At 62.1% G+C, this 18280-nt stretch carries 20 protein-coding genes; 8 read left to right on the forward strand and 12 right to left on the reverse strand.

All coding sequences use genetic code 11. The features are described 5' to 3' along the window. Positions 1–26: 26 nt before the first annotated feature. Positions 27–1340 (reverse strand): MFS transporter, encoded by a 1314-nt coding sequence (locus PQQ52_RS25875; RefSeq protein ID WP_408217596.1) that lies wholly within the window; start codon positions 1338–1340, stop codon positions 27–29. Here PQQ52_RS25875 and PQQ52_RS25880 point away from each other — a divergent pair. Next, positions 1339–1533, forward strand: coding sequence for a hypothetical protein (locus PQQ52_RS25880; RefSeq protein WP_408217599.1), 195 nt, complete (start codon positions 1339–1341; stop codon positions 1531–1533). The genes PQQ52_RS25875 and PQQ52_RS25880 overlap by 2 nt on opposite strands. Before the next feature lie 150 nt (positions 1534–1683). Then, entirely contained in the window at positions 1684–2616 is a 933-nt protein-coding gene (locus PQQ52_RS25885) for a LysR substrate-binding domain-containing protein (RefSeq protein WP_408217601.1), read from the forward strand. Positions 2617–2659: 43 nt separating this feature from the next. On the opposite strand, the gene hpaC is transcribed toward PQQ52_RS25885, so the two are convergent. Beyond that, complete coding sequence (gene hpaC / locus PQQ52_RS25890; RefSeq protein WP_408217604.1) at positions 2660–3199, reverse strand: 4-hydroxyphenylacetate 3-monooxygenase, reductase component; 540 nt, start codon at positions 3197–3199, stop codon at positions 2660–2662. Positions 3200–3470: 271 nt separating this feature from the next. On the opposite strand from hpaC, the gene PQQ52_RS25895 reads away from it, so the two are divergent. Continuing rightward, the gene (locus PQQ52_RS25895; RefSeq protein ID WP_408217607.1) at positions 3471–4133 is read left to right on the forward strand and encodes a response regulator transcription factor; all 663 of its coding nucleotides are present in this window, start codon (positions 3471–3473) and stop codon (positions 4131–4133) included. A gap of 33 nt (positions 4134–4166) precedes the next feature. Here the strand turns inward: PQQ52_RS25895 and PQQ52_RS25900 are convergent, their stop codons facing one another. The 5 genes from PQQ52_RS25900 to PQQ52_RS25920 form a co-directional block, all read right to left on the reverse strand. Further along, the gene (locus tag PQQ52_RS25900; protein ID WP_408217610.1) at positions 4167–4910 is read right to left on the reverse strand and encodes an SDR family NAD(P)-dependent oxidoreductase; all 744 of its coding nucleotides are present in this window, start codon (positions 4908–4910) and stop codon (positions 4167–4169) included. A 157-nt stretch (positions 4911–5067) separates the two neighbouring features. Then, on the reverse strand, positions 5068–6195 hold the full coding sequence (locus PQQ52_RS25905) for an amidase (protein WP_408217612.1): 1128 nt from the start codon (positions 6193–6195) through the stop codon (positions 5068–5070). Beyond that, positions 6192–6707: a nuclear transport factor 2 family protein gene (locus tag PQQ52_RS25910; protein WP_408217615.1), complete on the reverse strand. Its 516-nt coding sequence runs from the start codon at positions 6705–6707 to the stop codon at positions 6192–6194. Before PQQ52_RS25910 ends, PQQ52_RS25905 begins: the two co-directional genes overlap by 4 nt. A gap of 20 nt (positions 6708–6727) precedes the next feature. Further along, positions 6728–7105, reverse strand: a complete 378-nt coding sequence (locus PQQ52_RS25915) for a hypothetical protein (protein ID WP_408217618.1) — start codon at positions 7103–7105, stop codon at positions 6728–6730. A 49-nt stretch (positions 7106–7154) separates the two neighbouring features. Then, positions 7155–8342, reverse strand: a complete 1188-nt coding sequence (locus PQQ52_RS25920) for an acyl-CoA dehydrogenase family protein (RefSeq protein ID WP_408217621.1) — start codon at positions 8340–8342, stop codon at positions 7155–7157. 252 nt (positions 8343–8594) lie between these two features. Between PQQ52_RS25920 and PQQ52_RS25925 the strand changes: the two genes are divergently transcribed. Further along, on the forward strand, positions 8595–10097 hold the full coding sequence (locus tag PQQ52_RS25925) for a PAS domain-containing sensor histidine kinase (RefSeq protein ID WP_408217624.1): 1503 nt from the start codon (positions 8595–8597) through the stop codon (positions 10095–10097). A 67-nt stretch (positions 10098–10164) separates the two neighbouring features. Here the strand turns inward: PQQ52_RS25925 and PQQ52_RS25930 are convergent, their stop codons facing one another. The 4 genes from PQQ52_RS25930 to PQQ52_RS25945 are packed head-to-tail and all read right to left on the reverse strand — an operon-like array spanning position 10165 to position 13721. Next, positions 10165–11481, reverse strand: coding sequence for an MFS transporter (locus PQQ52_RS25930; RefSeq protein ID WP_408217626.1), 1317 nt, complete (start codon positions 11479–11481; stop codon positions 10165–10167). Between the two features lie 38 nt (positions 11482–11519). Continuing rightward, positions 11520–11912: a tautomerase family protein gene (locus tag PQQ52_RS25935; RefSeq protein WP_408217629.1), complete on the reverse strand. Its 393-nt coding sequence runs from the start codon at positions 11910–11912 to the stop codon at positions 11520–11522. A 28-nt stretch (positions 11913–11940) separates the two neighbouring features. Next, a complete protein-coding gene (locus tag PQQ52_RS25940; protein WP_408217632.1) occupies positions 11941–12441 on the reverse strand; it encodes an aromatic-ring-hydroxylating dioxygenase subunit beta in 501 nt (166 codons plus the stop codon). Next, positions 12438–13721 (reverse strand): aromatic ring-hydroxylating oxygenase subunit alpha, encoded by a 1284-nt coding sequence (locus PQQ52_RS25945; protein ID WP_408217635.1) that lies wholly within the window; start codon positions 13719–13721, stop codon positions 12438–12440. The genes PQQ52_RS25940 and PQQ52_RS25945 overlap by 4 nt, the downstream gene beginning before the upstream one ends. 104 nt (positions 13722–13825) lie before the next feature. On the opposite strand from PQQ52_RS25945, the gene PQQ52_RS25950 reads away from it, so the two are divergent. Beyond that, a complete protein-coding gene (locus PQQ52_RS25950; protein WP_408217638.1) occupies positions 13826–14746 on the forward strand; it encodes a LysR family transcriptional regulator in 921 nt (306 codons plus the stop codon). Between the two features lie 4 nt (positions 14747–14750). On the opposite strand, the gene PQQ52_RS25955 is transcribed toward PQQ52_RS25950, so the two are convergent. Next, positions 14751–15638, reverse strand: a complete 888-nt coding sequence (locus PQQ52_RS25955; protein WP_408217641.1) for a LysR family transcriptional regulator — start codon at positions 15636–15638, stop codon at positions 14751–14753. Between the two features lie 101 nt (positions 15639–15739). Here PQQ52_RS25955 and catB2 point away from each other — a divergent pair, with 101 nt between their 5' ends. From catB2 to catC, 3 genes are all read left to right on the forward strand, one after another. Then, positions 15740–16897 carry a muconate cycloisomerase CatB2 gene (catB2, locus tag PQQ52_RS25960; RefSeq protein ID WP_408217643.1) on the forward strand — a complete coding sequence of 386 codons (1158 nt, stop codon included), beginning with the start codon at positions 15740–15742 and terminating at the stop codon, positions 16895–16897. Between the two features lie 47 nt (positions 16898–16944). After that, complete coding sequence (gene catA / locus PQQ52_RS25965; protein WP_408217645.1) at positions 16945–17853, forward strand: catechol 1,2-dioxygenase; 909 nt, start codon at positions 16945–16947, stop codon at positions 17851–17853. A gap of 125 nt (positions 17854–17978) precedes the next feature. Next, positions 17979–18269 carry a muconolactone Delta-isomerase gene (catC, locus tag PQQ52_RS25970; RefSeq protein ID WP_408217647.1) on the forward strand — a complete coding sequence of 97 codons (291 nt, stop codon included), beginning with the start codon at positions 17979–17981 and terminating at the stop codon, positions 18267–18269. Positions 18270–18280 lie beyond the last annotated feature (11 nt).

The following is an 18280-nucleotide window of genomic DNA, read 5'->3' on the forward strand; positions in this document are numbered from 1 at the left end:
AGGGGTAATGACGCGTATGTGGCGGCCTAGATATCCTGACGCGTGCGGTCGACCACGAACAGCAGCGCGACCAGCGAGAACACCCCGCAGACGATTACGTACCAGGCGGGCGCGGCCGGATTCCCGGTCGCCTGAATCAGCCACGTCACGATGAACTGCGCGAAGCCACCGAAGATCGACACCCCCGCGGCGTAAGCAATCGAAAGCCCCGTTGCACGAGTGTTGCGGGGGAACATCTCCGGCAACATCGAACCGGTCGCGCCTGCGTTGAGGGAGTGCAACGCAGCGAGTGCGCAGACCACCAGATATAACGTGCTGACCGAAGGCGAATGCTGGATCAGATAGAAGCCCGGCAAAATGAGCACGGTCAGCAGCACGCGCGAAATGAACGCGACGCGTTTGCGGCCGAACGTGTCGGACCAGATGCCACCCACCGGCGACACCACCAGCATCACGGCGCCTGCGAGAATCCCGCACCAGAGCGCGGCATCCATCGGCAGATGCAGCACTTTGATCGCATACGTCGACATGTAATAGATCACGATGAAATGCGCCGACGTACCGCCGACCACCAGAAAAAGGGCCACCAGGACGAGGCGCCAGTCGCGTTGCAGAACCGTTTTCAGCACGCCGGTGGCTTCGGGCGCGCCGTCGGCCGGCGCATCCGCTTCGCCGCCCAGGCGCGAGCGCAGATAAAGACCAAGCGGCGCGATCAGCACGCCCGCAAGAAACGGAATGCGCCACCCCCAGGTTTCGAGCGAAGCCTTGTCGAGGTAATGCGACAGTAGAAATCCGACCAGTGAGCCGGCCAGCGCTGCTGCACCCTGGCTCGCGAACTGCCAGCTCGTGATGTAGCCGCGTCGCGCGGAAGAGGCGCGTTCCGCGAGCAGGGTAGTCGCGACGCCGACTTCACCGCCAGCGGAAAAACCTTGCAGCAAACGCGCGGCGACGATCGCGAGCGGTGCCGCGAAGCCGATTTGTGCGTAGGTGGGCATCACGCCGATCAGGCCGGTGCCGACCGCCATCGTCACGAGCGTGAGATTCATCGCGGCGATGCGGCCGAAGCGGTCCGCCAGTACGCCGAACAGCACACCGCCCAGCGGGCGCGCGATGAAGCCAATGCCGAACGTGCCGACTGAGAGTAAGAGTTGCTGTTGCGACGACGCGAGGGGGAAGAACAGCTTGCCAAGCAGCACGGCAAAGAAGCTGTAGACGGTGAGGTCGAAGAATTCGAATGCGTTGCCGATCGTCGTCGCGACGATCAGCCCGCGGGTCGATACGCCATGCCTCGCGCTTTGACTGACATCGTGCGGCGAAGAACTGAGTGAAGGTGACTTCATGAACGGGATCCCTCTGGAGGTGAATCAAGCCGTGATGCTTCGCTATCATTGCGAGTGCGCTTTGACCGAACGGAGCGCCCTCAATGACGACGACAGGAAAAGTCTAGGGAGTCAAAAAAGCATGCTGGATTTGCTTTTTCTTATTGTGATAACGATGGGTTATCGCGCCCGGCTGGGTACGGGTTACGGCTGATGTGCGCAGCACAGCATGGGTATTTGGGAGCATGGCCGCGGGTTTTCTCGCGGTGTACCATCGATTCAAGCCGTCAGCCGCTGATTTCAGCCGGGGGTTGATGCCAACCGTCGTGCCTCTTTCTCTAACCGTTTACCCGACCGCTTACCCGTGAAATACAACCAGTTGCGCGCTTTAGTGGCGATTGCCCAGCACGGCAGCATTCGCGCCGCGGCCAAAACGGTGTGCCTGTCCCAGCCCGCGTTGACCAAGGCGATTCGCGAACTCGAACAGGAATTGGGCGTGCCGCTGGTGTCGCGCAGCGCGCGTGGCGCGCAACTCACGCAGTTCGGCCAGGCCGTGTGCGCGCGTGCAAGACTCATCCTTGCCGAGATGCAGCATGCGAAAGAGGACGTGATCCATCTATCCGGTCAGGCGGGCGGTACGGTGTCGTGTGCGGTCACGCCGCTGGTATCGCTGAAGTTTCTGTCGCGCGCCATTCATTCATTCCGGCAGCGCATGCCGAAAACGCGGCTCTCGGTTCAGGAGGGTTTTCTGACGGCGGCGTTGGCGCGGCTGCGCGATGGCTCGCTCGACTTCGTAATCGCTATCGTCGATGAAAAAAAGCTCGCGCCGGAATTCGTGTTCCGCTCATTGCTCGAGGGCGAGTTGATCATTTCCGCTCGCAAGGGGCATCCGTTGGCGAATGCAGAATCGATCGCGAATCTGGAAGGCGCGGAGTGGATGCTCAACACCACGCCCGAAAGTATCGGCCAGTCGCTTCAGGATTTCTTTGTGCAGCACGGGGCAAGCGCGCCGCATGTGGTCGTGGAGTGCAGTTCGTTCAGTGCGAGCTTTTCGCTGACGGTGAGCAGCGATCTGCTGTCGTGCTGTCCGAAGAGTTTTCTGGAAACCGACTGGATTCGCGAGCGGCTCGTTTCGATACCCGTGCGTGAGCCTTTGCCGCGCGTGTCGGTGGGCATCATCTCGCGGCGCGATGCATTGAATACCTCAGCCTGCGATTATTTGATCGACTGTTTCGTCGAAGCCGTCGTAGCCGTGCCGCAGTTTCAGTTTGATACCGATAGCGCGGGTGTGGTTTAAGCAGACTTCACGCCGCGGCTGCACTCAATGCTTTCCGGCGCGCTCAATGCGATGCAGAGCGCTTGATGCGGTGGAAGTTGCGATCGAAATAGATTAATCCATCGCCGTCCGTGCGCACGCTGATGCATGTAGTTTTGACGAACATCACCGAGTGCGAGCCCACTTCCTTCAGATCGACGATCTCGCCCTGCAGGCTCGCGAGCGCGTCGCGCAATACCGGCACACCGTGCGTGCCTTCGTCCCAGATCGGCCAGCCAAAGCGTTCTTCCATCGGCACCTGTGTCATGCCGGCGAAGTGGCGCGCGAGCAATTCGTGCTCGCCGGGCAGCACGTTGATGCAAACATGCCGGTTGTGTTCGAAGGTGGCGTGCATCGCGCTCGAACGGTTCAGACAGACGAGCAGGGTGGGCGGCACATCGGTGACGGAGCACACGGCGCTTGCGGTGACGCCGCAGCGTCCGTGTGGGCCGGCTGTCGTAATGACATTCACTGCCGCGGATAGATGTGCCATGGCCTGACGGAATTGCTGTTTTGCTTCCAGACCGGTGTCAACGGCGGGAGTCGATTGCGGATTCGGCTTCATGTTCTGGGTTCCTCAGGAGGCGCGGAAGGGATCTGGATTCAAGCGTAATCAATCCACGTACGGAAGAAAATCCGCGCGAGCGGTGCGCAAGGGGGCGTCTTTCCCAATCCGTCTAAAGCTTTCCCCAATACGTGCCCCAATGGCGGGCGCGTGGGGGACGTTAATCGACGCTACAGGGTAACTATCGCTTTGCAGCGCTTTTTTCACTGGTTATCATGAGGCGGCAAGACGCTTCGAATCGCACACTCCCCGAACCGTTCCGGCTTACTCCATGCCCCACCCGTCTCAATCCACACCGTCCCTCGCACCGATCGTCTATATCGTCGACGACGATAACGGCATGCGTACGTCGCTTGCGTGGCTGCTCGAATCGGTCGGCGTGAAGTCGGCGGGCTTTTCCAACGCCAATGAATTTCTGAGCGCTTTTGATCCCAGCGTGCCTGCATGTCTCGTGCTCGATGTGCGCATGCCGGAGCAAAGCGGCTTCGACGTGCAAGCGGAGCTGAACCGTCAAGGTGCGACGCTGCCGATCATCTTTGTCAGTGGTCACGGCGATATTCCAATGTCGGTGCGCGCCTTGCAGAACGGCGCGATCGATTTTGTCGAGAAGCCGTATAACTCGCAGCAGATGCTCGACCGCGTGCAACGCGCGTTGAAACTCGCCACGCAGCGTCATGCCGCGAATCAGAAGCAGCGCGATTTGAAGAAGCGCCTGGAGTCGCTGACGGCACGCGAGAAAGAAGTGCTGCGCGGTGTGATCGACGGCAAGGGCAGCAAGCGCATCGCCTCCGATCTGTCGATCAGTGTGAAGACCGTCGACGTGCATCGTGCGAGCATCAAGGACAAGCTCGGCGCGGCCTCGATCGCGATGCTGGTGCGCGACGTGATGGCGGTGTGGGATCGGGACACATCCGCGAACGGTGCGCTTCGTTGAGGCACTGCGCCACCACGTGAGCCAGAAAAAGCGTCAGCGCATGAACAAACCGCCGTTCACATCCCAGCACGCGCCGTTCGCGAAGTAAGCATTCTCCGCAGCCAGCAAGACCGCGACATCGGCAACATAGTCCGCTGAGCCCAGACGTCCGGCGGGGATGTTGGCGATCACTGCCTTCAGCTTGTCGGGTGCCACGCTCTCGTGCACGATCGGCAAATCCATCGGCCCGGGCGAAATCGCGTTGACGGTCACGCCCGCCGCGCCGAGGTCGCGTGCGAACACCTTGGTCAACGTGATGACGCCGCCTTTGGCCGCTGCATAATGTGCACCGGTAGCCGAGCCGCCGTTCTGTCCCGCCAGCGAGGCTATGTTGACGATGCGGCCTGCGCCGACGTCGGCGAAATGCTGACCGAACACCTGGCAGCCGAACAGCACGCTGCGCAGATTTACGTTGATCACCTGATCGAACTGTTCGGCGGTGATCTCCATCACGGGGACGACTTTGGATGCGCCGGCATTGTTGATCAATGCGTCGAGGCGGCCCCAGCGTTGCAGGATGGCATCGCGTGCGGATTCGAACGAGGCCTTCGAGGTGACGTCGAGATTGAGTGCGAAGGCGCTCGAACCGTCGGCGCTGAGTTCGCGGGCGAGGGCTTCCGCGGCATCGAACGCAATGTCGCCGATGGCAACCGCGTAACCCGCTGCATGAAAGCGTATGGCAATCGCGGCGCCGAGACCGCGCGCAGCGCCGGTGACGAGTACGATTCTTTTCTGCATTGCTTCTATTCCTTGAGAAAACTGCCGCCTGTGCAGCGGTTTGGTGCGTTGCCCGTTTGTCTGGCCCATCGACCGGGTTCATCTGCCAGGCGCATTCTTCCGCTGCAAAATGGCGGTTGAAAATGGCAACCGTATTTTCCAACCTCAATTATCCGCTTTAGCTGGCGAGGGCCGTTTCAAAGCGCGCCGCCATTGCGCAGACCTGTTCATCCGCACCTTTGCGGCCGACAATCTGCAAACCCGCCTTGAGCGGTGAGCCGTCGATAGCCAGAGGTAAGCTCAGTGCCGGATGGCCGCTCAGATTGAACGGCCGGATCAACGACGACATGGCGATGACCGAGGTGCCGCCGCGTGCTTCGTCGAGCGTGATCGGCAGCGCGGGCAGTGTGGGGAGAATCAATACGTCCACGCTTTCAAGCGCATAATCGACGGCCGCGGTGAACTGCCGGCGTACCGACTCCGCCGCATCGCGTTGCACGGCTGTCGTTTTTGCTGCGGCGCGCAACCGCGCGTCGAGGTCGGCACCGAGCTTGCCGCTTGCCACGAGGTGCCCGAACGCATGCGAGGTTTCGGCGTTGATGATCGACAGACCCGCTTCGAAGGCGGCGGCAAAGCCCGCGAGTTCCACTGTGCGCGCGGCGCAGTCTGCCTGGCCTGCTGCGCGCGTAACGGCCTTGAGGATTTCAGGCGTTGCGTCGACCTGCACGATGCCGACATTCCACCCACCTGTTTGCGGCGCGTGGGCGGCATGCATGTCGAAGTCGGCGGTGATCGCCTGCATCGCGGCGACGATCATCTGCATCTCGCGCGCGAACGGTCCGACGCAATCGAGTGTGGATTCACGCGGTGCAACACCGCGCCGGGATACGCGCCCATAAGTCGGCTTCAACCCGATCACGCCGCAGCACGCAGCGGGGCCGCGAATCGAACCGCCGGTGTCCGTACCGAGCGCGGCATCGGCAAGCTTCAAACCAACGGCCGCCGCCGACCCGCTCGACGAGCCGCCGGGGATACGTGAGGCGTCCTGGGGATTTTGCGGCGTGCCGGTATAGTCGTTGATCCCGGTCATGCCGAACGCCAGCTCGTGCATATTCGCCTTGCCGACAATGTGCCAGCCGGCATCGAGCAATCGCTCCACGACTTCCGCGTGCTGGGCGGCGGGGGGCGTGTCCGCCAACGCGCGACTCGCGGCGGTAGTCGCGTAGCCGGCGATATCGATCGTGTCCTTGATCGCGATGCTGGGACCTGTGCCGCCTAACGACAAGGTCTGGATAAACTCATTCATGGGTTCGGTTTCCTTGCATTGACTTGCCAGGGCGCATCGAAGAGACGTTCGGTGCGAAAGTGCGTGATGAGCCAGTCGCGGCCATTGTCGGCGGGCGCGAAATCCACCTCGAGGCGCGCCGAGATCAACTCGGCCTGCGTGTCGACATAGCCGGACGCCTGCAGCATGATCCAGCGGCCTTTGGCGGTTGCACCCTGTACCTCGATGGTTTCCGAGGTGAGGAAGTGCACATTCACCGAGAAATGCGGCGACGGCGGCAAGTAGCGCGTGAGCATCGCGAGAATTTCCGCTTGGCCGGTGAGGTGACCGAACTTGCTCGCGTACTGCGGGCCGATGCCTTCCCAGATCGCGTCGGCAGCAAAGAGGGCCGCGAGCGACTCGCCTTCGAGCGCACCCGAGGGCACATCGCATAGCGCCATATAGCGCACCATCGTGCGACGTACCGCAGCTTCGGCTTCGAGCGCGGCGAGCCGTTCGGTCAACATGACAAGCGTATCCGGGGTCTCGTTCATCGCGTCATGCTCCGGCATGCTCAAGCCGCGTTGGCATGTTGGGGCGGCACTTCCAGCGCGCGGCCGACGCGCGCTTCGATCTTGCCGTAGCGCCATAGGTTGTACTCGCCGACCGGCGTGGTGCGATACAGATTGCACACCGACACCGCGGTATCGAAGTCGCGCACGTCGGCCATGATGTAGAAGGTCCACGGCGAGTTGTCGGCATTGCCGACGGTGAGGCGGTCGTCGTCCATGATGCCGAGCACGTTGACGCCTTCCATCGATTCGACCGCAGCCAGCATCTTGCCGTAGGCCTGCCAGACTTCACCGATCTTCTCGCGCGGCAAGTCGAAGAAATTCTGTGTCACGCCGCAGCAGAACAGAACGCGCAAGGGCAGCTTCTGGTTATCGGACATTGTTGGGTGCTCCATGAAATCGGTTGAAGAGAAAAATGCAGAAAATGGCTTACAGGTAGCCCGGAATCGGCGGTACGCCGACGAACACCGCACCGGCGCCGTCGAAGTTGCCTTCGCCGAGGAACGCGTGCTGGGTGACCACCATCGCGTCGCGCAGCAGGCGCTGTAATGGATGCGTGCGGTAGATCGCCATCGTGCCGCCGAGCCGGTAGGCGCGCTGCACGACATCGGCGCCTTCGCGGGCTATCTGCGTGGCGGCGAGGCGCAGCAGGCTGGTCTGCTCCGGTGTTACGGGGTTGCCGGCAAGGATCGATTGCCAGACGTCGTCGGTGGTGTCATAGAAGAACGCGCGGGCCGAGCGCAATTGCGCTTCGGCTTTCGCCAGTTCGATCCGGTAGTACGCGCGGTCGGCAAGTTGCGGCGCGCCGGTCGTCGTCTTGCGGCCGCCGGCCATCTGGTTGGCGACATCGAGCGCCGCACGTGCCAGGCCAAGATTGACCACGGCCAGCACTTGCGCCGCGTAGGCGATCGTCGGGTAGCGATACAGCGGTTCGTCCACGCACGGTTCGCCGCCGCGCACGAAGGTCCAGTCGTCGGCGACGAACTGATCGGTGACGCGCAGATCATGACTGCCGGTGCCTTGCATGCCGACCACATCCCAATTCTCGACGATCTCGACGTGATGCGGGCGGAACACGGCCGTGCGTGGCTTGCCGGGCGCGCCTGAGCCGGCCGCACCTGAGCCGGCCGCACCAATCCCCACGCCGAGCCAATCCGCGCCCTTGCAGCCGCTCGCGAATTTCCACGTGCCATTCACACGCCAGCCGCCGTCGGCGGGTTGCGCGGGTTGTACCGGGAAGAGGCCCCCTGCAAACACCTGGTCGGGGCCGTCGGCGTAAATGTGCGCCTGAGTTGCCAGAGGCAAGGCCGCGAGATACACGTTTGCCGAGCCGAAACTCGCGACCCATGCCGCCGAACCGTCCGCCACCGCGATGCGTTCGATCATCTCGAGGAACGCACTGGGCGCGAGCGCATCGCCGCCGAAACGCTTCGGTGTAGCCGCGCGATACACGCCGGCGCGCTTCAGTTTGGCGATTACGTCGCGCGGCACATGTGACAGGCGATCGAACTCCTCGCGCCGTGCCGCGATTTCGACGATGACGTCGGCGAGTGGCAAATGTGTTGCATCGCGGCTGGCGTCCGCGGCGGCAATATTGTCGGTGGCGGTGTCTGACATGGCGGGGGCTTCTCCTTGATTCGTTATCGGCTGAAACACGAGGCACGATTCGTTCGCGGGCAATGAGGCAGGCGACGACGCGTGCACGGTAAGGCCAGTCTAGAAATGCAAAAAGAACGCTTCAATTGGGACACGGGATGCACTTTTAGGTAACGCGCCGGGGGTATCTAAAGAAATCTTCAGACGCGAATCGTGCCGACTGGTGTTATGTTCCATCCCATACGTGATCGAATTTTGCCGCCGCCTCACCCGATGAATTTCCCCGCCGAAGAAGATTTCCACCGCCTGCTCGACGCACTGACGCTGTGCGTGCTGCTGCACGACGCCGAAACGAAGGCGATCGTATGGGCCAATCGCGCGGCCTGCGAGGCGCTCGGCTTTACGCTCGAAGAAATGCTGCCGCTCAAGGCGAAAGACATGACCCGCCCCGTGCCGAAGTACCGGCGCGAGATCGGCGTCGGCGCAATGGACCGTGCGATTACCGAAGGCCCGCAGGTCTACGAGTGGTGTTACCGCTCGCGTAGCGGGGCCGATATGCTGTCCGAGGCCATTGCCACCTACGTGCCCTTGCGCGAGCGTGCGGTGGTGATGGTGCAGTTTCGCGACATCAGCGTCGAAGACACGCTCAAGCAGACGCTGCGGCGCTACGAGTCGCGGCTGCGCGAGTTCATGCAGGATCTCGGCGAAGGCGTCGCGGTACTGACACCGGCGGGTGAAGTGGAATTCGTCAGCGAATCCGGACGGCGCGTGCTGGGTCTTGAAGAGGGCGCGCCGATGGGCGACGTGCTCGACTACTGCAGCGCGTCTGATCGCGACCGTCTGCTCGAACAGCTCGCCAGCGCGCCGCGCATCCAGCCTTCGGCACCGCAGCGCTATCGCATCACGCGCCACGATGGCACGGCGGGCTGGTTGCGCATCACGTGTAGAAGAATCGAGATCGAAGACGACCTCAACGGCCGCCTGCTGCACTTTCGCGATGTCACGGACGAAGTCGATGTTGAAGAGGCGCGTCGTCAAGAGGCGCGGCTGCTGGAATACGCGGGGCGCTACAACGCAATGGGCGAAATGGCGACCGCCATTGCGCACGAGTTGAGCCAGCCGCTCGCCGCGGTGCGCAATTTCATCGAAGGCGCGATCCGGCGGCTCGCACAACCCGGTTCCGTCGAGGACGCGTTGTGGGGCCTGCGCAGTGCCGATCGTCAGGCCGAGCACGCGGCGGTCATCATCAAGAGCGTGCGCGATTACATCGTCAAGCGAGAGCCGAGCGAGACGTATGCGGATCTGCGCGACATCATCGCGGACGTCGCGTACTTCGTCGAATTGCGCGCCAAAGAGGCGGGAATTGCGGTCACCATCGAGCAGGCGCCTGCAGCCTTGCCGGTGTATTGCGAGCGCGTGCTGATCGGCCAGGTCGTACTGAATCTGGCGTTCAATGCGATCGAGGCGCTGACGGAATACACGACGGAGCGCCCGAATGCGGCTGCACGGCGCGGTGAATTGCGCCTTGTCACCCGCCTGCAGGGCAAGTCCGCGCTCGTGCAGGTGATCGATAACGGCCCAGGCGTGGCCGCTGACGCGCATGGCCGGCTGTTCGACGGGTTTTCTTCGTCGAAGGCCGGGGGCAATGGCATCGGTTTGTCGCTGTGCAAAAACATCGTTATGCGGCATGGTGGCGAAATCTGGGCCAAACCGGCACCGCAGGGCGGCCTTCAGTGCAGTTTTACGCTGCCAATGGCGGCCATTCCCGCCCGCTGATTGCAGCAGGTGCGCAAGGGGCGGCGCAACGGAAGCGCCCGCCGTATGAGCCGAGCAGGGCGCATTGTCAATCATGCGTGGTGTTGATGTTCTTCGGAATGGTCACGAGCGTGATCGCGGTGATGAGACCGAAACCGATCAGCATCAGGGCGACCGGCCACGGCGCATGCACCTTCGAATACAGCGCGATAGCGACCAGAGGCGCGAGTCCGCCTGAAAACACCGAAGCGATTTCGTGGCCTAGCGCCATGCCCGAATAGCGGACCTCGGTAGGAAAGAGTTCGCCCATCAGCGCGGGCTGTGTGCCGATCATCGCGGCGTGGCAGAAGGGCAAGCCTAATGCGAGCGACAGGAACACGAGCAGCGGTTCATGCGTATCGATCAGCCAGAACGCAGGAAACGCGATCACGACGAGACCAAGCGCGCCAATCATATACACCGGTCGCCGCCCGATCACATCCGATAACCGGCCCCACAGCACGATCGTGGCGAGTTCGAGCAGCATCGCGAGCATCACGCCACCGAGCATCACCGAAACCGGCACGCCGATCGTCTTGCCATACACCAGTACGAACGACAGGAAAATATACGTGCCGCCGTTTTCGGCCACGCGCAGCCCCATCGCCTGCAACACCTGCTTCGGGTGATTACGCAGCACGGTCAGCACCGGCATGTGCTTTGGCTTGGCGGTAGCGAAGTCGCGGCTCTCGGGCAGGCTCCGGCGAATATACACACCAACGCCGAAGATCAGCACGCTCGCGAGAAACGGGACGCGCCATCCCCAGGACATGAAGCTCTCGAGCGGTAGCCGCTGCACCAGATAAAAAGCGGCCGCGGACAACACGAAACCACCCGCCACGCCCAGCTGACTGAAGGATGCGTAGTAGCCACGGCGATTGGCCGGCGCGCTCTCGCTGATCAGTAGCACGCCGCCGCCCCATTCGCCGCCGGACGCGATGCCTTGCACGACCCGCAAACAGACGAGTGCAATGGGGGCGAGGACGCCGATTTGCGAGAACGTCGGCAACAGACCGATGCCGAAGGTCGCCACGCCCATCATCATCAGCGTCACGACGAGCGCACGTTTGCGGCCATGCCGGTCGCCGATGTGGCCGAACACGATGCCGCCCAGCGGCCGCGCCAGAAAGCCGATCGCGAAGCCGGCGAAGGCGGCGAGCGTACCCATCAGCGGATCGCCGTGCAGCGGGAAGAACAGCGGCCCGAAGATCAGGGCCGCCGCCGTGCCGTACAGAAAGAAGTCGTACCATTCGAGCGCGTTGCCGAGCACGGAGGCGACGATGATCCGCCGCAGTGTCCGCGAGGTCGCGGGCGCTGCGGGCGTGGTGGCTGATACGGCCATGGAAGAAAGCGTGTCGTTTGGCATCGTCGTGCTCGCTGGTTCGCTGGTAGGAAGAAGGGACGCTAGCGTCCGAGCGACTTCGCGGTCTGGCCGCCGATACCGAAGTCGGTATTCGGAATGTCCTTGATCATCACGCGGGCAGCGTCGAGCGGCGTATCGAGTACGGAAGCACTCATTTCGCTGAGCGCGGCGATCAGCGCGATTTTTTGTGCAGGCGTGCGACCTGCAATCAGGATCGCGACGATCACGAGCAGCGAGGCACGGCGGCTTACACGATCCGAAGCGCTCACACCGCCTACACCGAAATCCTGCGGCGGCAATTCGCTCAGCAGAATCCGCACCGATTCAGCGGGCGCGCCGATCGCATCGACAGTCGCCTGAGTGAGACCGGCAATCAGTTGTGCTTTACGCGTTTCCGCGTGACCGGTCGGAAGATAAACCTCTAGTGTGGGCATCGTTTTACTTCGCTCGAATCGTCGTCAATCACAACAGGAACCCGATGGCGCTAAGCGCCTCGGTCGAATCGATCAGACGGATCACCTTCTGCACGATACGTGGCTCACCACTCGCGAAACTGATGCGATGCGAGAGATCCGCCGCGAACAAGGTCGACTTGCCCCGTTTGTACGCGACGATGACCTGCGCCGAGCTTACCTCGACCTCGTCGCTCGCGTCGCTCGTCAAAGTGAAGCGCGAAACCGTGCGCACGGTGCGGGCGGCGTCGCTCGCCGAGGCCGAATAGCCGGACGTCATGCGTTGCACGCGTTTTTCGCGCATGTCCTGATCGTCGTACGCGTAGTTCAGCGCGGCGGCGAAGTCGGTGGTGTCGGGATCGATCGGCACCACGTAAAAGCCTGCCGGATCCCACAGCGAAAGCCACTCGCGATAGTCCTTGCGGTCCAGCAATTCGGCTTCGCGCCAGATCAGTTCGATCGCGCCGGCAAAGGTCTGCTGCGAGAACAGCGTGTTCCTGTTGTCCATCATGCTTGCTCCATCATCGTGCGCCATTGCGCGTACGCTTCGCGCATCCCGGTTTCATCGGTGGCGTGGGCGGTCTTTTCGCCATTTGGCGCCGTGCTCTCGCGATTCAGTCCGCGGTTCACGAGGATCGGCAGATCGGGACCGGCGTGCGAGCCGCGTTGCACGCGTTCCCATGCTTCGGCGTCGTCCGGGCTGCCGAAACCGAACGGGCCCTGGAAGTGTTCGTGAATACGCAGACGCACACGGTTCGCTTCTTCTGGGCCACCGTCCATCGCAAGGGCGACATGGCGAATTTCGGTTTCGTTCGCGGAGATGGGGCGAAGCACGCGGAAAAACGCCATCGACAGCGCGAGGTTCGGGAACAGATTCAGGTTGAAACCGACCCCCATCAACGATCGCACGATGCGGCGCACTTCGTCGGGCGTGTGCTTTTCACCAAGCGTGGCGGCGAGTTCCTGGAAGCGCTCAGGAATCGGCGCACCGTCGTCCTTGTCGAGATCGACGAGTTCCGGCACGAGCACGGCGAGGCTATGGCCGTTGCCGAGCGAGCGGCAGAATGCTTCGTCGCTCGTCATGAAGCTCGTGATCGCGGCGGCGGTTTCGTCGTCGATCGATTTCATCCACGATTTGTGGACGACCGGGAAGTGATACAGGTCGGTGGTGTTTTCGAGCTGGATCTTCCAGTTACCGTTAAAGCGGAAGCGATGTTCGCCGTTGGCTTTGATCGGATAGCCCGCGCCTTGCTTCATGAACAGATCAATCCACGGCTTGGCACCGCCGAGGAAATCCTCGAGTGGCTCGATTTCCTGATTGAAGCTTGCGAAGATCAGACCTTGATAGATGCCCACGCGCAGACTGGCGAGCGGCAACTCGGTCTTGTCGATCACGCCTTCATAGCCGTCGCCATAGGGTAGTGCGCGCAATGCGCCGTCGAGGCCATAGGTCCAGCTGTGATACGGGCACGTGAAGCCTTTCGCATTGCCCTTGTGTTGCTCACAGACCGTCGCGCCGCGATGGCGGCAGCGGTTTTGCAGCACGTTGACGGCGCCGCTCTTGTCGCGCACCACGATCACTGGCTGGCGGCCGATCGTGGTGGTGCGGAAGTCGCCCGGATTCGGCAGTTCGCTTTCGTGCGCGACCCAGATCCACGTCTTGTAGAAAATCCGCTCGAGTTCGGCTTCGAAAACCGCCGGATCGTAATACAGGGAAGGGGCGACGCGGTCGGACTGCGCGCGCTGGTACAAAGCGCTTGCATCGACGGTCTGATATGAGGATTCGCTCATCGGAGTCGTATGTGGGTGGTCGATGAAGCAAAGTCTCGCTGAGCGACTGATATGCGTCAAATTGATCTAAAATAAACCATAAGATCAATCTCATGGATATCTCGATGAATTCGCTGGATCACGTCGACCTCAATCTGCTGCGCGTTTTCCAGGTGATCGTCGAGGAACGCAGCCTCACGCGGGCCGGCCTGCGGCTTGCGTTGTCACAGCCCGCGATCAGTTATTCGCTGGGGCGTTTGCGGACGCTGTTCGACGATCCACTGTTCATTCGCACGCGTGCCGGCATGCAGCCCACGCCGATTGCGCTCGAACTGTCGGGTATTGTTGCGCGGGCGCTGGATACGGTTCGTGAAGCGCTGCGTTACGCGGAGCACTTCGATCCGGCCGTGAGCACGCGCACGTTCCGCTTGTCGCTGTCCGATGCGGGGGAGTTGGCGTACCTGCCGCCGATTTGTGAGGCGTTGCACCGGCAGGCGCCGCGCGTGAAATTGCGCATCGAGCCGCTGCCGGTGGAAGAAATCGAAGATGCCTTGCGTGGCAGCCGGCTCGATTTTGCAATCGGCAATCTGCCGACGTTGACCGCGCGCACGCGTCATCAGGCGTTATTCGAAGAGACTTACGTTTGCATGACACGCAAACGGCGCGGTTTGCCGCGCACAAAAGAGCTGAGCATGAAGGCGTTTCTGGACGCGTCGCACGTGCAGATCACCTCGGTCGAGCACAGCCACTACGCGCTCGACGACGCGTTTCGCGCGCAAGGTGTGGGCCGCCATATTGCATTGGAATTGCCGCATTTCGTGGCCTTGCCGAGCGTGCTGGCCGTGACCGATCTGTTCGCGACGCTGCCGCGGCGTCTTGCACAGATTTTCAATCGGGACGGCGAGTTCCAGCTCTATGAGTTGCCTGTCACGTTGCCCATGGCGGCGGTCACAATGCATTGGCACGAGCATTTCGATCAGGACGAGGGCAATGTGTGGTTGCGCGATCTGATGGGCGACATCGTGCGGCGGTTCGACGAGCGTTGACGCTTCAGGCCCGTTTGAACAACTCCCGAGCTAGCGAACACAACAGGATAGTCGTCGGCGATTCATCCTGCAGACGGCGGCTCATGATAATCGGCGACACGATATTGGCGGCCGGAACCGGCCGGTACACCACGCCATGCGCGCGCAAACCTTCCACACTTTCCGGTACGAGACACACGCCGACTTGCGCCGCGACCAGGCCCAGTGCGGTTTGCAATTCCCTCACTTCATGAACGGCCTTGGGCTCCAGCGCATGGTCATGCATCGCCGATAGTTGCTGGTCCGCATAGCTCGGTCGCGGCGTGCTCGGATAGACGATCAACGTTTCCTGCGCGAGCGCGGCAAGCGTCAACGGCTTCTTCTGGCGCGCGAGCGGATGGTCTTGCGGCAGTGCGGCAATCATCCGTTCTTCGACGAGCACTTCGCGCGCCAATTGCGCATCGTCGAAACGCAAGCGGCCGAAACCGACATCGATACGGCCGCCCTTGAGGGCGGCGAGTTGCTCGATCGTGAACATTTCAATCAGCGACAACTCGATATGCGGCGCAGCCTCACGAAACGCGCGGATCACGGCGGGCAGCGCGCCATAGAGCGTGGACGGCACGAAGCCGATCACGATGCGCTCGGCCAGTTGCGCGAGGCGTCGCGTGAGCGGGGCGAGTTCGTCGGCTTGCCCGACCAGACGGCTCGCCTGCGCATAGAAAATCCGGCCGGCTTCGGTCAGCCGCAGCGGCCGCGAGCCGCGTTCGAACAACGGCAAGCCGACGCTTTCCTCGATCTGCTGGATCTGGCGGCTGAGCGGCGGCTGCGTCATATGCAGGCGGTTAGCTGCCCGCGTGATGTTCATTTCTTCGGCGACCGCGATGAAATAGCGGAGTTGGCGAAGTTCCATGCATACCTCTAAGGTATGGAAGTAGTCGGAATCGGTGTTGGACTGCTTCGCGGGTTGTTTCTACTATGGAGCTCCCGGAAAGCGGTTCAGGAGGGCAACGAATGATAGCAACACCCGTGAAGATCGAGAGCGTGGAGACGATTCTCGTCGACGTACCGACGATTCGTCCACACCGGCTCTCGGTCGCAACGATGAACTGCCAGACGCTCGTGCTGGTGCGCATTCGCTGCGCCGACGGCGTGGTCGGCGTGGGCGAGGGCACGACCATTGGCGGCCTCGCATACGGCGAGGAAAGCCCGGAAAGTATCAAGGTCAACATCGATACGTACTTCGCGCCGCTGCTCAAAGACATGGACGCAACCCGTCCAGGCGCGGCGATGGCGAAGCTGCGCGCGCTGTTTCAGGGCAACCGCTTTGCCAGATCGGCGGTCGAAACTGCTTTGTTCGATGCCCAGGCACAGCGCCTCGGCGTGCCCTTGTCGGAGCTGTTCGGCGGCCGCGTACGCGATTCGGTGGACGTGGCGTGGACCCTCGCAAGTGGTGACACGACCCGCGATATCGACGAGGCCGAGCGCGTTTTCGAAGCGAGGCGGCATCGCGTGTTCAAACTGAAGATCGGCTCGCGCGCCGTTGCCGACGACGTTGCGCACGTTGTGGCCATTCAGAAAGCGCTGGAAGGACGCGGTGAAGTGCGTGTCGACGTGAACCAGGCGTGGACCGAATCCGAAGCGATCTGGGCCGGCAAGCGCTTCGCCGACGCAGGTGTTGCACTGATCGAGCAGCCAATCGCCGCGGAGAATCGCGCGGGCCTCAAACGTCTGACCGATCTCGCTCTGGTGCCGATCATGGCGGACGAAGCATTGCACGGCCCGGCGGATGCGTTCGCCATCGCCAGCGCGCGTGCGGCCGATGTTTTCGCCGTCAAGATCGCGCAATCGGGCGGTCTGACTGGCGCTGCGAATGTGGCGGCGATTGCGCTCGCCGCGAACATCGACCTGTATGGCGGCACGATGCTCGAAGGCGCGGTGGGCACGATTGCCTCGGCGCAACTCTTCAGCACCTTCGGCGAACTGAAGTGGGGCACTGAACTGTTCGGACCGTTGCTGCTGACCGAAGAGATTCTCATTGAACCGCTGCGCTACGAGAATTTTGCTTTGCATCTTCCGGAAGGGCCGGGTCTGGGCATCACGCTCGACTGGGACAAGATCGACCGCCTGCGGCGCGATACGCGCAAGGGCGCAAGCGTCACCACGAACTGACGGTTCATCCGCTAGCCGCCAAGACCATTAAACGAAGGAGATACCCCATGAACAAGCAAGCTATCGACGCGCTGCTGCAGAAGATCAACGACAGCGCCACCAGCGAAGGCAATCCGCGCACGAAGCAGATCGTCAACCGCATCGTTCGCGATCTGTTCTATACGATCGAAGACCTCGACGTGCAACCGGCCGAATTCTGGACCGCGCTGAACTATCTCGGCGACGCGGGCAAGAGCGGCGAGCTCGGCCTGCTGGCCGCAGGCCTCGGCTTCGAGCATTTTCTCGATCTGCGTATGGACGAAGCGGAAGCCAAGGCCGGGATCGAAGGCGGCACGCCGCGCACCATCGAAGGCCCGTTGTATGTGGCCGGCGCACCCGTGTCCGAGGGACATGCACGACTCGACGACGGCACCGATCCCGGTCAGACGCTGGTAATGCGCGGTCGCGTGTTCGGCGAAGACGGCAAGCCGCTCGCGAATGCGCTGGTTGAGGTGTGGCACGCGAATCACCTTGGCAACTACTCGTACTTCGACAAGTCGCAGCCGGCCTTCAATCTGCGCCGCTCGATTCGCACGGACGCCGAAGGCAGGTACAGCTTCCGCAGCGTGGTGCCGGTGGGTTACTCGGTGCCGCCGCAAGGGCAGACGCAGTTGTTGCTCGATCAGTTAGGCCGTCATGGGCATCGTCCGGCGCATATCCACTTCTTTATCTCGGCGCCGGACTGCCGCAAGCTGACCACGCAGATCAACATCGACGGCGATCCGTATCTGTGGGACGACTTCGCCTTCGCCACGCGCGACGGCCTCGTGCCGGCCGTCAAGCAGGCCGAGGGTGCGGAAGGCAAGCCCTACGGCGTGGAGGGCAAGTTCGCGCTGATCGATTTCGACTTCACGCTGTTCAAGGACCGCGACAATCTGCCGGGCGCGGAAGTGGAGCGCGTGCGAGCCGAAGCCTGAGGTTCTGACGCTCTGAGGCCCGAAAGGGCATAGACGTACCGCATAAATCTATCGACCCTGGCTGCGCGGCGTAGTTTTCCGGCTAGCCAGGGTTTTTTATTACCGATAAGAGAAGGAGAGCAATCATGCTGTTTCACGTTGAGATGACCGTCAACCTGCCGCCCGACATGGACGCGGAGCGCGCTGCGCGTTTGAAGTCCGATGAAAAAGCGATGTCGCAGAAGCTGCAGCAGGAGGGCGTATGGCGCCACCTGTGGCGCATTGCCGGCCGCTACGCGAATATCAGCGTGTTCGACGTGGAAAGCCCCGCGCATCTGCACGATGTGCTGAGCCAGTTGCCGCTGTTTCCATATATGAATGTCGAAGTACGCGCGCTGTGCCGGCATGCATCGTCGATTCGCGACGACGACCGGTAAGGACGCGAGAG

It is taken from the genome of Paraburkholderia sediminicola, assembly GCF_046030555.1.
GTDB lineage: Bacteria > Pseudomonadota > Gammaproteobacteria > Burkholderiales > Burkholderiaceae > Paraburkholderia > Paraburkholderia sediminicola_E.

What these genes read in the sequence shown, in the direction of transcription:
- PQQ52_RS25880 (WP_408217599.1), top strand. Translation starts at nt 1,339, where the DNA reads ATGAACGGGATCCCTCTGGAGGTGAATCAAGCCGTGATGCTTCGCTAT.
- PQQ52_RS25875 (WP_408217596.1), bottom strand. Translation starts at nt 1,340, where the DNA reads ATGAAGTCACCTTCACTCAGTTCTTCGCCGCACGATGTCAGTCAAAGC.
- hpaC (WP_408217604.1), bottom strand. Translation starts at nt 3,199, where the DNA reads ATGAAGCCGAATCCGCAATCGACTCCCGCCGTTGACACCGGTCTGGAA.
- PQQ52_RS25895 (WP_408217607.1), top strand. Translation starts at nt 3,471, where the DNA reads ATGCCCCACCCGTCTCAATCCACACCGTCCCTCGCACCGATCGTCTAT.
- PQQ52_RS25900 (WP_408217610.1), bottom strand. Translation starts at nt 4,910, where the DNA reads ATGCAGAAAAGAATCGTACTCGTCACCGGCGCTGCGCGCGGTCTCGGC.
- PQQ52_RS25905 (WP_408217612.1), bottom strand. Translation starts at nt 6,195, where the DNA reads ATGAATGAGTTTATCCAGACCTTGTCGTTAGGCGGCACAGGTCCCAGC.
- PQQ52_RS25910 (WP_408217615.1), bottom strand. Translation starts at nt 6,707, where the DNA reads ATGAACGAGACCCCGGATACGCTTGTCATGTTGACCGAACGGCTCGCC.
- PQQ52_RS25915 (WP_408217618.1), bottom strand. Translation starts at nt 7,105, where the DNA reads ATGTCCGATAACCAGAAGCTGCCCTTGCGCGTTCTGTTCTGCTGCGGC.
- PQQ52_RS25920 (WP_408217621.1), bottom strand. Translation starts at nt 8,342, where the DNA reads ATGTCAGACACCGCCACCGACAATATTGCCGCCGCGGACGCCAGCCGC.
- PQQ52_RS25925 (WP_408217624.1), top strand. Translation starts at nt 8,595, where the DNA reads ATGAATTTCCCCGCCGAAGAAGATTTCCACCGCCTGCTCGACGCACTG.
- PQQ52_RS25930 (WP_408217626.1), bottom strand. Translation starts at nt 11,481, where the DNA reads ATGCCAAACGACACGCTTTCTTCCATGGCCGTATCAGCCACCACGCCC.
- PQQ52_RS25935 (WP_408217629.1), bottom strand. Translation starts at nt 11,912, where the DNA reads ATGCCCACACTAGAGGTTTATCTTCCGACCGGTCACGCGGAAACGCGT.
- PQQ52_RS25940 (WP_408217632.1), bottom strand. Translation starts at nt 12,441, where the DNA reads ATGATGGACAACAGGAACACGCTGTTCTCGCAGCAGACCTTTGCCGGC.
- PQQ52_RS25945 (WP_408217635.1), bottom strand. Translation starts at nt 13,721, where the DNA reads ATGAGCGAATCCTCATATCAGACCGTCGATGCAAGCGCTTTGTACCAG.
- PQQ52_RS25950 (WP_408217638.1), top strand. Translation starts at nt 13,826, where the DNA reads ATGAATTCGCTGGATCACGTCGACCTCAATCTGCTGCGCGTTTTCCAG.
- PQQ52_RS25955 (WP_408217641.1), bottom strand. Translation starts at nt 15,638, where the DNA reads ATGGAACTTCGCCAACTCCGCTATTTCATCGCGGTCGCCGAAGAAATG.
- catB2 (WP_408217643.1), top strand. Translation starts at nt 15,740, where the DNA reads ATGATAGCAACACCCGTGAAGATCGAGAGCGTGGAGACGATTCTCGTC.
- catA (WP_408217645.1), top strand. Translation starts at nt 16,945, where the DNA reads ATGAACAAGCAAGCTATCGACGCGCTGCTGCAGAAGATCAACGACAGC.
- catC (WP_408217647.1), top strand. Translation starts at nt 17,979, where the DNA reads ATGCTGTTTCACGTTGAGATGACCGTCAACCTGCCGCCCGACATGGAC.